Origin of the sequence: Cuneatibacter caecimuris, assembly GCF_004216775.1 — a bacterium.
Taxonomy (GTDB): Bacteria; Bacillota; Clostridia; order Lachnospirales; family Lachnospiraceae; genus Cuneatibacter; species Cuneatibacter caecimuris.
Window position 1 is genome coordinate 536,268 of record NZ_SGXF01000001.1, and the last position, 12,179, is coordinate 548,446.

At 49.2% G+C, this 12,179-nt stretch carries 11 protein-coding genes, 1 tRNA gene and 1 pseudogene; 8 read left to right on the forward strand and 5 right to left on the reverse strand.

The features are described from left to right. Positions 1-20 precede the first annotated feature (20 nt). The 3 genes from aroC to EV209_RS02555 all read left to right on the forward strand — a co-directional run bounded on the left by aroC (position 21) and on the right by EV209_RS02555 (position 2,829). Positions 21-1,133, forward strand: a complete 1,113-nt coding sequence (aroC, locus tag EV209_RS02545; RefSeq protein ID WP_130432744.1) for a chorismate synthase — start codon at positions 21-23, stop codon at positions 1,131-1,133. Between the two features lie 96 nt (positions 1,134-1,229). Continuing rightward, positions 1,230-1,847 carry a DUF1836 domain-containing protein gene (locus tag EV209_RS02550; RefSeq protein ID WP_130432746.1) on the forward strand — a complete coding sequence of 206 codons (618 nt, stop codon included), beginning with the start codon at positions 1,230-1,232 and terminating at the stop codon, positions 1,845-1,847. A gap of 145 nt (positions 1,848-1,992) precedes the next feature. After that, positions 1,993-2,829, forward strand: coding sequence for an HAD family hydrolase (locus EV209_RS02555; RefSeq protein WP_130432748.1), 837 nt, complete (start codon positions 1,993-1,995; stop codon positions 2,827-2,829). A 93-nt stretch (positions 2,830-2,922) separates the two neighbouring features. Here EV209_RS02555 and EV209_RS02560 read toward each other — a convergent pair whose 3' ends face one another. Continuing rightward, positions 2,923-3,867, reverse strand: coding sequence for a CehA/McbA family metallohydrolase domain-containing protein (locus EV209_RS02560; RefSeq protein ID WP_130432750.1), 945 nt, complete (start codon positions 3,865-3,867; stop codon positions 2,923-2,925). Between the two features lie 159 nt (positions 3,868-4,026). Between EV209_RS02560 and EV209_RS02565 the strand changes: the two genes are divergently transcribed. After that, complete coding sequence (locus EV209_RS02565) at positions 4,027-5,166, forward strand: metallophosphoesterase family protein (RefSeq protein ID WP_130432752.1); 1,140 nt, start codon at positions 4,027-4,029, stop codon at positions 5,164-5,166. Here EV209_RS02565 and EV209_RS02570 read toward each other — a convergent pair. Together EV209_RS02570 and EV209_RS02575 are read right to left on the reverse strand one after the other, a co-directional pair. Next, on the reverse strand, positions 5,163-6,080 hold the full coding sequence (locus EV209_RS02570; protein ID WP_130432754.1) for a magnesium transporter CorA family protein: 918 nt from the start codon (positions 6,078-6,080) through the stop codon (positions 5,163-5,165). The genes EV209_RS02565 and EV209_RS02570 overlap by 4 nt on opposite strands. Positions 6,081-6,091: 11 nt before the next feature. Next, complete coding sequence (locus EV209_RS02575) at positions 6,092-6,463, reverse strand: VOC family protein (RefSeq protein WP_130432756.1); 372 nt, start codon at positions 6,461-6,463, stop codon at positions 6,092-6,094. A gap of 147 nt (positions 6,464-6,610) precedes the next feature. Here EV209_RS02575 and EV209_RS02580 point away from each other — a divergent pair, with 147 nt between their 5' ends. After that, entirely contained in the window at positions 6,611-7,132 is a 522-nt protein-coding gene (locus EV209_RS02580; protein ID WP_130432758.1) for an ABC transporter substrate-binding protein, read from the forward strand. Here the strand turns inward: EV209_RS02580 and EV209_RS02585 are convergent. Further along, a complete protein-coding gene (locus EV209_RS02585; protein WP_130432760.1) occupies positions 7,086-7,772 on the reverse strand; it encodes a P-II family nitrogen regulator in 687 nt (228 codons plus the stop codon). The genes EV209_RS02580 and EV209_RS02585 overlap by 47 nt on opposite strands. Positions 7,773-7,795: 23 nt before the next feature. Continuing rightward, positions 7,796-9,325 carry a DUF1538 domain-containing protein gene (locus tag EV209_RS02590; RefSeq protein WP_334295312.1) on the reverse strand — a complete coding sequence of 510 codons (1,530 nt, stop codon included), beginning with the start codon at positions 9,323-9,325 and terminating at the stop codon, positions 7,796-7,798. 374 nt (positions 9,326-9,699) lie between these two features. Here EV209_RS02590 and EV209_RS02595 point away from each other — a divergent pair, with 374 nt between their 5' ends. The 3 genes and pseudogenes from EV209_RS02595 to EV209_RS02605 all read left to right on the forward strand — a co-directional run bounded on the left by EV209_RS02595 (position 9,700) and on the right by EV209_RS02605 (position 12,061). Next, the gene (locus tag EV209_RS02595; protein ID WP_130432764.1) at positions 9,700-11,271 is read left to right on the forward strand and encodes a recombinase family protein; all 1,572 of its coding nucleotides are present in this window, start codon (positions 9,700-9,702) and stop codon (positions 11,269-11,271) included. A 51-nt stretch (positions 11,272-11,322) separates the two neighbouring features. Beyond that, positions 11,323-11,910 (forward strand): annotated as a pseudogene (locus EV209_RS02600) (ABC transporter substrate-binding protein); the annotation flags it as partial. 69 nt (positions 11,911-11,979) lie between these two features. After that, positions 11,980-12,061 (forward strand) — tRNA-Leu (locus EV209_RS02605). Positions 12,062-12,179 lie beyond the last annotated feature (118 nt).

Genomic DNA, 12,179 nt, shown 5'->3' on the forward strand with positions numbered 1-12,179 from the left:
GATGAAAGGAGGACCTCTTCATGGCAGGTTCTACATTCGGCACATATTTCAAAATAACAACCTGGGGAGAATCTCACGGCGCCGGTATCGGCGTGGTGATTGACGGCTGCCCCGCAGGGCTTCCCCTTGCGGAATCTGATATCCAAAAGGACCTGGACCGGAGGCGTCCGGGACAGAGCCGGTTTACCACCCAGCGCGCGGAGGGAGACCAAGTGGAAATCCTCTCCGGTATTTTTGAGGGACTGACCACAGGGACGCCCATTTCCCTGCTGGTCCGCAATCAGGACCACAGATCTGCAGACTACAGTGAAATTTCTTCTTATTACAGGCCGGGGCATGCAGATTTCGGTTATGATGCAAAGTATGGATTCCGGGATTACAGAGGCGGCGGACGTTCTTCCGGCAGGGAGACCATAGGCCGTGTCGCCGCAGGCGCTGTGGCACGGAAACTGCTTGTTTCTCTGGGCATAAGAGTTCTGGCGTACACTGTTTCCATCGGTCCTGTATCCATCGACTTTTCAAGATTTGAAGAAGCTCAGATCGAGCAAAACCCTCTTCGCATGCCAGACAGCGCAGCAGCCGAGGCTGCTCAGGAATTTCTCCGGGAACAGATGGCGAAATGCGACTCCGCAGGAGGAATCATCGAATGCCGCATTGACGGAGTACCTGCCGGTCTTGGCGCGCCTGCTTTTGAAAAACTGGACGCCAATCTGGCAAAAGCATTGATGTCCGTAGGCGCAGTCAAAGGTGTGGAAATCGGCGATGGATTTGCTGCCGCAGCTTCTTCAGGATCCATAAACAATGACCCATTCCGCCTCACAGACGGAAAAATCTCCAAAGAGACCAACCATTCGGGAGGAATCCTTGGCGGTATCAGCGACGGCAGCAGAATACTGCTCCGCGCAGCCGTAAAACCTACTCCCTCTATTTCCTCTCCCCAGAAAACCGTCTCCAAAAACGGGGAGCCTGTGGAAATTCAAATTAAAGGCCGCCACGACCCGGTAATCGTGCCCAGAGCCGTCCCAGTCATTGAGGCCATGGCCGCCCTTGTCCTGACCGACGCGCTTTTCGAAAATATGACTTCCCGCCTGGACGGGATCAGGAAATTTTATGGTTTTAACACGGTTCAATAAATTTTGTGAAGATTTATGTCTTGTCATCTGGTATGAAATACTATATAATAGAATTGTTTCACGAAAGAATGCGATTATCACCTGGAAGAGGATAACATGGACCGTACAATATTACGTGATATCTTTCATCACCTTTCCGAGATGGATTATATCAAACCTGATGACATTCCTGCCATCGCGCTGTACATGGATCAGGTTACAACATTTATGGACGCTCATCTGGCTCATGCAAAACGCTATGAGGATGACAAAATTCTGACAAAAACCATGATAAACAATTATGCAAAGAACGATTTGCTGCCGCCGCCGGAGAAAAAGAAATATTCCAGGGAGCACATGCTTCTTCTGCTTTTTATCTATTATTATAAAGGTTTTTTATCCATCAGCGATATCCAGACTCTGCTCAAACCTCTGGAGGACCGTTACTTCACGGCGAAAGACGGCATTGACCTGGAAACAATCTATTCAGAAGTGTTTTCTCTGGAAAAAGACGCTATGGACCAGCTGATGAAGGATGTCTTTTCCAAATTTCAGGCAGCCGGAAAAACGTTTCAGGACGCTTTGCCGGAAGAGCAGGAGATGCTGCAGACTTTTTCTTTTATCTGCGCGCTTGGATTTGACGTTTACCTGAAAAAGCAGATGATTGAGCGCCTGATCGACCAGATGCGCAAAGGCGGTCCGGATTTTCCGAATAAGGACCAGAAAAAGAAATAAAATATGTTTCATAACCGGCCGTCTCCAGACAGGCCGGTTTTTATGTTTTTTTCATCAGGCCGTGTATTTTTTTCTCTGCTTTTTCCCGTCCATTGACTGTACCCTTTAAATCGGGTATATTGTAATTATAAAAGGAGGATTACTTATGGGATATTTTGACTATGACAAACAGCATGATTATCTGATCTGCATCGACAGCGACGGCTGCGCTATGGACACCATGAATATCAAACATGAGCGCTGCTTCGGACCGGAATGGATCACCACTTATGGCCTGGAGGAAATCCAAGAGGAAGCTCTGCAGCTTTGGCTGGATATCAATCTGTTTTCTGCTACCCGCGGCATCAACCGTTTTAAGGCGCTGGCCATGGCTTTGCAGGAAGTGGCAGAAATGGGTTACCCTGCTGAAGGGCTGGAAGAATTTGTCCGCTGGACTCATGAAGCGCCCGAACTATCCAATCCCGCTCTTCTGGCAGAATGCCAGCGCAATGATTGCCCCTGTATGGAGCTGGCCCTTCTCTGGAGCATCCGCACAAACCGGTCCATCCGCAAGCTCCCTCAGGCGCTGCCCTATCCCCATGTGAAAGAAACCATGGACGAGCTGTGCAAGAACGCGGATCTGACTGCAGTATCTTCTGCCAATGGCCAGGCTGTAGAGGAGGAATGGAGCTTTCATCATCTGAAAGAGGATACCAGAGTGCTGCTTTCCCAGGAGGCAGGCTCCAAAGCCTTCTGCATCGGACAACTTCTGAAAAAGGATTATGATCCGAAAAAAACCCTGATGGTGGGCGACGCTCCCGGCGATTATGCTGCCGCTCAGAAAAACGGCGTCAGGTTTTATCCAATCCTGGCAAATAAGGAAGCGGAGAGCTGGCAGCGACTGCTGGATGAGGCTGCTCCGAAGCTCTTTCACGGCACTTTTGATGATGAATACCAGGCTCAGCTTGTAAAGGCTTTTGAAGAAAACCTGGGAATCGGCTGAATCAGCAAAAAATGCGCATACTGCAGGGCGCTTTGGCAAAAGTAATTTTCCCGCCAAAGCGCCCTGTTTTTCTGCCGCCAGAATCCAAAACTTTTAAAGGAAGTATGCGTTGCTCCAGGCATACTGCCCCCGGGCATCCCTGCATTCCACACGCACATACCCTTCCCGGCCGTCAAGAGGAAACTCCGCGCCCTCTAGCTTATCTCCCGCTGCCGCCGCGCATCTGCATTCTCTGCCCTGCTGTTTCAGATAGATCCTGCTCACTGGAGATGTTTTTACCACGATTTTTCCGTCCTTTACCTCCAGCGCCTGTATTTCCGGCCCCATAGAGGAATAAAAACATCCTTCTTTTAAGGCCTTAATGATCCCCTGATACGAAAATTCTTCTGCCTGGATCATAATAAAACCGCCAAAGGAATCATTGAGCGGATGCCCCAGGGAAAAGCAATCATGGTTATCATCCGCAGCAACGCAGAACAGCTTCTGCCCGGCCCGGAGCATCTCGTCATAAGCCTGGGCATGGCTGCCATACATTCCTTCCTGATCACAGTTATAATTATAAACCTCCATCGCCCAGAAACCTTCCAGGCCCCGGTAATCTTCCATGGTCTGCAGAGACCAGTAGGGATGGTTATAGCAGGCCAGAAACCCCCGGAGCCTCATTTTCTCCACAAACTTGTTCAGCCCCTCCACGTCTCCATAAATACATCCGGGCAGGCAGGTATTCTGTTTCTCTTCCGTTTTGTCCCAGGGAGCGCAGTCATAGAGGTTTACATGATAGGTTCTGGCGCGGTTCCCCCAGGGCTGTTCATCCACCTGGAATTCATACGCCGCCAGCGCTAAAAATTCCTCGTCGTCCAGCTCCCTGTGCCAGCTGTATTTGCAGTGGTCCGTAAAGGCCACAACAGAATATCCTCTGTTCTTATATTCCTTCTTTGTCTCTTCCGGCGTCAGATTCCCGTCAGATTCAGTGGTATGGCAGTGCAGATTGGCTTTGTAAAACCTTTCTCCTGCTTTCAGAAATACGCAGTCCTTCATTAAGATGTCCTCCCGATTTTTCCGGCTGGCCGGAATGATTCCTGATTATTATAGCAGGTTATATCTGATAATCAAGTATGCCGGTCTTTTATTTTTTCAAGCCTTGACGGCCGTGCGTCTCTTCTCTATAATGAAGGTATCTCAAAGGAGGGAATACCCATGACATTGAAAAAAGCCGGCCTGCTGACCATTCTGGCTTCCGGCGCAACTTCCTGCCTGATTTATCTGGGCAGTAAAGTCCGTCACGGAAAACGCCATCTTCTGCGCAGCCTGAAAGCGCTCCGCCCTGTGAGCGACCAGGTTCGTCAGGTAAGGCGCGATACAGAGACAGGCGATTATGTACTAACCCTTGCAAAGGACCGGGACTTCCGCATCCTGCAGCTCACTGACCTGCATATCGCAGGCAGCTGGTTCACCCACCTGGCAGACCGCAGGGCCGTTCAGGCAGTATCCCGCCTGGCGCACCAGACCAAGCCGGATTTCATCATCATCACCGGAGATCTGACTTATGCCACGCTTCAGTCTTTAAACACCAATAACCTGGGGGCCATGCGCGCTGTCCGCCGTATGATGCGCAAGCTGCATATTCCCTGGGCTTTTACCTATGGGAATCATGATGTGGATACCCTGACCACAGCCGGTTACCGGAAACTGGACTCCTCCTTCCGGCGCACCGACGGGGTGCTGCACCGCCCTCCCATTCCCGGAGTATCAGGTTTCGGAAACCAGGTCATACAGGTCCGGAATGCGGACGGCAGCCTCAATACCGCCCTGGTTCTTATGGATTCCCATTCCTATATCTGGAACGGGCTGAACCGGGAATATGATAAAATCCGGGACAGCCAGGTTGACTGGTATGAAAAAAAGATCCGGGATCTGAGTTCCCGGGAAGGACGTACTATTCCCTCTCTGATGTTTCTCCATATCCCGCCCGCTATTTACCGGGAGGGCTGGGACCGCTATATGTCCGGCGATCCCGGCGTTTCCCATCATTTTGGAAAGCGCAGGGAAAGCATCTGCTGCCCGGAACATGACGGGAAACTATGGGAAAGCATTCAGAGCCTTGGAAGCACCCGGGGGATTTTCTGCGGCCACGACCATCTCAATGATTTCTCCATCACCTGCGACGGAGTCAGGCTGACATACGGCAGATCCATTGATTATCTGGCCTACAGCCCCCACCATCATTCAGAGTACCGCGGCGGAACCCTGATCTCCTTAAAATCAGACGGCTCCTTTTCCGTTTTCCCTGTTCCGCTGCCCAGGCGCAGCGTCGGTCTGGGAGAACGGTTCCGTTAAAATAACTTCTTCTTTTTCCAGAAAATAATGCTGGCCGCCACAATCAGTACGCTGACTGCGATCACTGCCGTATACCCCAAAGGAGAATGTAATTCCGGCATATGTTCAAAATTCATTCCGTACCAGCCTGTAATCAAAGTCAGCGGAAAAAAGGTGGTGGTCAGCACCGTCAGCAGCTGCATGGTCTTATTCATCCGCCTGTCGGCCTGTCCCTGATAGAGCTCTCTCACTTCAATACAATATTCGATCTGCTGCATGGCCAGATCCTCCAGCCTGCCGGCCCGGTCTCCCAGCAGATGGAAATCGCTGTGCTCATCCTCCGTAAAAAACCCGCCCTCATCGTCCTCCAATTCCCGGGCCATCTCTTCCATCTGTCTGTAATACCGCCTCAGGACCATCAGTTCCTTCCGCACCCGCAGCATATAAGTGAGAAAATCTTTTCCCACCTCTTTCAGAATAGATTCCTCCATACCTCCCAGTACTTCTTCATAATGATCCAGCAATTTTCCATGATCCTGCGTCAGTTCCTGCAGCAGTTCAAAAAAGAATCTTCCCTTCGTCTGATTTTTCCGGAGCCCCGCAATTTTTTCCGCCGCACTGCAGACCGCTTCTGAATCTGTCACCAGCACAATGCCATCCTGATTCACATAAAAAACAGCGCAGTGCTTTCCGCCCAGCAGGCGCCGCCGGTCCGGAGCCGCAATGGTTCCCGCAAGACAGTTTCTGTGCGTTTCTGCCTTGCAGTTTCTGATCTCTGGATACCATGGAACAGAGGATGCCTCCGGCAGCCTTCCCCGGCCCTGGAACTTTTTCCATTCTTCTCCATTCAGTACCGCCGCAATTTCAGATTCCCCCGCATCTTCAGGCTTTTCCACATGCTCCATCCCATCTGACAATCTATAAAACAGCGCCATTTTTCCTCCTACTATTTCGCCGGAACAATTTCAATCCAGTATCCGTCAGGGTCCTGAATAAAATAGATCCCCATCCCAGGATTCTCATAGCAGATGCAGCCCATCTCCTCATGTTTCTGATGCGCCTCTTCCATGTTATCCACAGCCATCGCCAAATGGACCTCATTATCCCCCAGTTCATAGCGATCCTTCCCCCAGTCCCTCAGCCATGTGAGCTCCAGCTGAAAACCAGTGGCTCCGTCCTCCAGATACACCAGAATAAAGCTGCCGTCCCCCGCCTCTTTCCTGCGCGCCTCAATTAAACCCAGAGCTTCCTGGTAAAATTTCAAAGACCGCTTCAAATCCATTACATTGTAATTATAGTGCGCAAATTGAAAATTCATATCCATACCTGCCTTTCCCACAAATTTTTCTGCTAAACTGAGTGTAACATCTCCTGTTTCAGAAAGCAACTGCTACCAGCCATGCACCGATTATCTCCTCTGCAATATTATGTATTATGCAAAAATCCTATGGAGGTTTCTGAGTTAATGAAAAAAACAATTTCACTGTTTTGCTGTGCAGCCCTGCTTCTCACCACCTGTTTGCTGGCTTTCGCCGGGTGCGGAAAGAAAGATGGAGAAGAGCTTACAAAGGTCACTCTGAACGAAGTTGCGCATTCCATTTTTTACGCTCCCCAGTACGTAGCCATTGAAAACGGCTATTTCAAAGAGGAAGGGATCGATCTGAACCTTGTGACAGGTTTCGGAGCTGATAAAGTGATGACCGCCCTGGTGACGGGCGCCGCCGATATCGGTTTTATGGGTTCTGAATCATCCATCTATATCTATTCCCAGGGTGAAAAAGACTATGCCGTCAACTTCGCCCAACTGACCCAGCGCGCCGGGAACTTCCTGGTCAGCCGCAATGAAGAGCCTGACTTTCAGTGGGAAGATATCAAGGGCAAAACTGTCCTGGGCGGCCGCGCCGGGGGCCGCAGCAGCACAGTGAAACATCTCTGCCTTTCTACTCCTCTTCCTCCTCGATCAGGCGCATTCCCGCTGTCTCTGTAACAGGAAGGGAGAAGGTAATTGCCTTTGCCTTGCTTTCCAGACCTGCTTTATCCATAATCGCACGCATTATATCGTTCTTATCTTCACGCTTTACCACCATAAATATCATTTCTTTTTCCGCGGCAAGAGAGACTCCGAGAAACTGCTCGGATTTTTTCATCCCCGTCCCCTTTGCATGAATTACGGTTCCTCCGATTGCCTTTGCCTCCCTGGCGGCATCCATGATCATTTCAGTATATCCCTGATTGGCAATCACCACGAGAAGCTCATGTTTCGTTTCTTTCAATGTACTCTCCTCCTCTCTATCAAAGCCACGGCCTTCTGTCATAAACTGCAGCTGCTTTTTCCCTCCGATGCTGCTCACCGGAACCACAAAGGCGATGCCTGTGCCGGGTATATCGATCTTAATCTGTTTCTCAAGACCACTCTTGATCTCCTTCCATTCCTTAGACGTCACCATGCTAAATAGGACAGCCTTTTCCGAAGCCTCTAAGCCAAAGGAGTTTAAGATATCGTCAGCCGCTGTCCCCCGTCCCAGCGAGATCAGGACCACGGTGACCTCATATTCTTTATAAAGCGCCAGAAACCTCCTGCTCTGATTCCTGTCGCTGATCGTAACCATTAAATTTAGTTCACTCATAAAAGCCTCGCATTCTTTCTGCCCTATAATTCAATAATGGCATCATCATCCAGCATGTCAATGCCATAAACCGGCTGCTCCACATCCGTCTTCACGCTGTTTCTGCTGTTCATAATTCTGGCATAGAGCCCCATTACCTGAATGGTGATTAATGGCGTCATAGCAACCATGGCAACTACGCCAAACGCATCGGTCACGATATTGCCGCCGAGAGTCACACACGCCCCCTGCGCCAGCGGAAGCAGAAACGCCGCTGTCATAGGTCCGGAAGCAACGCCGCCGGAGTCAAAAGCAATTGCTGTATAGATTTTCGGAACGAAAAATGAAATCCCCAGCGCCAGAGAGTAACCCGGTATCAGGAACCAGAGGATGGAAATACCGGTCAGCACACGGATCATCGCAATACCAAGAGACACTGCCACACCGATTGAAAGCCCCAGTCCCATGGCCTTCGCTGAAATGGCTCCATCAGTAATCTCCTCCACCTGCTTATTCAGAACGTATACGGCAGGTTCAGCTTTTACGATAAAATAACCCATTACCATTGCGATTGGAATTAGCATCCAGGGATACTTAAGTCCTGCGATCACCTGGCCCAAATAATTCCCAGCCGGCATAAAACCAACATTAACGCCTGTCAAAAACAGAACCAGGCCGATAAAAGTGTATACAAGACCCACGATTATCTTCATCAGAGTCCTTTTTGACAGTTTTAAAACCAGGAGTTGAAAAACGAGAAAAAACAGGAAAATAGGCAGAAGGGATACCGCGATCTCCTTCATATAGGTTGGCAACTCCACAGCAAACAGCCTCCACAGCTGCGCTGAATTTTCAATTTCAGGAATGACAGGAGGCATATAGGCAGCTTCCTGGGGATTATAGATCATACCGAGGATCATTACAGCCAGAATAGGTCCTATGGAACAGAGTGCAACCAGTCCGAAGCTGTCATCCGCAGCATGCCGGTCGCTTCGGATTGAGGATATACCAATACCCAGGGCCATAATAAAAGGAACCGTCATGGGGCCTGTTGTAACGCCGCCGGAATCAAATGCTACGCTTAAGAAGTCCTCCGGTACAAAGAATGCCAGCACAAAAATAAAAATATAAAAGATCAGAAGCAGCGGCGGCAGCGCTATTCCAATCAGCATACGCAGAAAGGCCACAACAAGAAACACGCCCACTCCGCACGCCACAGACAAAATCAGAACCATGTTCGGAACTGCAGGCACCTGCTGCGCAAGAACCTGTAAATCCGGTTCCGAGATTGTAATAATGAATCCGAGTAAAAAAGACAGGCATATCACCACCCACAACTTTTTACTCTTCGTTAAGGAAGTCCCGACCCGCTCCCCCATAGGCGTCATCGCCACTTCCGCTCCCAGGGTAAAGAACATCATGCCCACTATCAGAAGTACGGCTCCCATCAGGAAACAGAGCAGAATACTTGGTGAAATCGGCGCCGCCCCAAAACACAGGAGGAGCACAATACCAATTATCGGCAGTACGGCTCTTACAGCCTCCTGCCATTTCTCCTTTAATTTTTTAGTAATACTCAAACTTTCACCTTATCCCCTTTCTGATCAATCAAGTTGTCAAGTTACCGATCCTTATCTCACAGGTTTTAGTATATCATATTTGTAAGTTCGCTGGAATATTTTATTTCTATTTTTTTCACTAAACGTACATCTATGATATGCCGTCTCTCGCATAAGATATAGAGAATCTGCGCAGAGGTGGTTCTTATCAAAAAGGAAGTACGCTATTTATTACTGAAGAGAGGCTCTGACTGTCAGAATCTCTCCGATGAAAAAAAACGGCTGGCCGGGCAGGGATACCTGGTTGTCACAATAATTGAAGGAGAAGAGGAACTGCAAAAGGGGCTTCTTCAAGTGCTCCGTTCCCACACAGCGAGGAGGAAAAATTCATGAACACAGCAGCGGCCGGGAGCCCCATCATGATAGACGGCTACGTCCGCCTCTCCAGGGATGATAATAAACGGAATTACTCTTCTATCGAAAATCAGAAAAAGATCATCCGGCAGTTCGCAGAAGAAAACAATATGGTAGTTCGCCGTATTTATGAGGACGACGGCATTTCCGGTTATTCCTTTGACAGGCCTGAATTCCAGAGAATGATGGCTGATCTGGACACAATCCAGGTTATTGCTGCAAAGGATTTATCCCGCATCGGAAGGCACAACGCGAAGGTGCTCCTCTTTCTGGAAAAGATGGAGGAGATGGGAAAACGGGTCATACTTATTGACGATCATTACGATTCATTTTGTTCAGATGACGATATAATCGGCATCAAAACCTGGGACAATGAACGCCACGTAAAAAATACCAGCAGAAAAGTCAAACGGATCAAGCGGATGGAGCAGGAAAACGGGACTCTGATCTCCCGGCCCCCCTTCGGCTATATGAGACATCCTGTCAATAAACAGCTGATTCTGATTGATGAGGAAGCCGCCGCGATCCTCCATCTGGAAAAAGATCTTTATCTGGAGGGAAATGGAATCCGCAAAACAGCAGAGATTCTGACAGCACAAAACATTCCCACTCCAAGCATGCTGGAGAAAGAGCGGTACGAGGCGCTTGGGCTTGTATACAATAAACAGGTTGCCTGCCGGTGGAGTTTTGGTATGGTGCGCGATACCTTGTTCAATGATTATAATAACGGAGTTCTGAGGACACACAAAAGGGAGCGTATCACAATAAACGGAAAGGATAAAAAGATTCCGGAGGAACAGCAATTTATATTTCCCGATCATCATCCAAAGATTTTCGATGACGAGACCATGAAGCGATTATATGATACGAAAGAAAGCCGCCATCACAGCAGCTACAGAGGCCAGCGCGTCCACGTCAATCTTTTTTCCGGCTGCCTCTACTGCCAGAACTGCAAAGCCAGGCTGACAGCCATTAACCGGCCCGGCAGGCAGAAGTATTATGTATGCGGCACATATAATAAAAAGGGAAAGCAATTCTGCTCTGCCGCCCATATGGTAAAAGAAAGCACTTTGACAGACTCTCTGATTCAGTATTTGGCAATCTCACTGGACGATATGAAATCGGTTCTGGAGAGTTTTAATCCGGCTGACTGGACGGCCCCGGCCTTCTCTCACCAAGACAGCCTTCAAAAGCTGAAACAGGATATGGAGCGGGAAAAGGAGGAGCTCAAAATTTTAGTGAAGCAAAAAATAAAGGAAATTGCCTCTGATCCCGCCATGAGTGAAATTATTTCAGAGACGTATGACGGGCTCCAGAAAGAAAAAGCAGAGCGGATCCGGAAAATCGGGCAGGCCATAGAGAATCTGACAGCCCACGCCCCCGCTCCTTTGCCTGATACAGATTCCGGCTTAAAAACAGGCTGGAATTTGATGAATGAACTCATCGCCAGTAAGGCCTTAACACGGATGGATATTGAAATATTGGTTCAAAAAATCATTGTAGATCAGGACGGAAATGTTGACATTTATTTAAAGTATGGCTGCTGAGGAACCTCAGCCAGGAATTCAGGCAGCCGCAGGAACAACTGTAAACAGTTCATCATGCTGAGCCGCGCCGGGGGCATGCCGGAAATGGTCTTTGAATACATTCTGAAGCAGCAGGGCATTGATCCGGCCACGGACCTGGATATTGTACAGAACATTGACTTCGGCCTGACTGCCGCAGCTTTTACCAGTAATGACGCTGACTACACCGTAGAATTTGAACCCCACGCCACAAAATTGGAGCAGGAAGGCAGCGGCCATGTGGTGGCATCCCTGGGCGTGGATTCAGGCTATGTTCCCTATACGGCCTACAGCGTGAAAAAAAGCTACCTGGAAAACCATAAAGATATTATCCAGAGTTTTACCAATGCCCTTCAGAAAGGCATGGATTATGTGAATACCCACAGCTCTGAAGAAATCGCCAAGGTCATCGCGCCGCAGTTCGATGATACTGATGTGAATACCATCGCCACTATTGTAGAGCGCTATAAATCACAGGATACCTGGAAAGACGATCTGATCTTCAAACAGGAAAGCTTTGAGCTTCTGGAAGAAATCCTGATCGACGCCGGCGAACTGGATGCAAAGCTTCCCTACGGCGATTTGGTTACTACTGAGTTTGCAGCGAAAGCCGCAAAATAATCTGGCCTCTTTCATGTTTAAAAATTCTTGACAAATTCCCGGCGGGATGCTACGCTGATACTGCTGTCAGCGGATATGGCGGAATTGGCAGACGCGCTGGATTTAGGTTCCAGTGGGAGCACCCGTGCAGGTTCAAGTCCTGTTATCCGCAGGATTCCGAAAGCCCCTGTGCCATCAGCAAATTTCCAGAGTGCTGATGGCACAGGGGGTTCTTTATTCTGTACCTACTCTATTGACAGAAGCCTGTCCGATCAGTCCCAGTTCCCGAG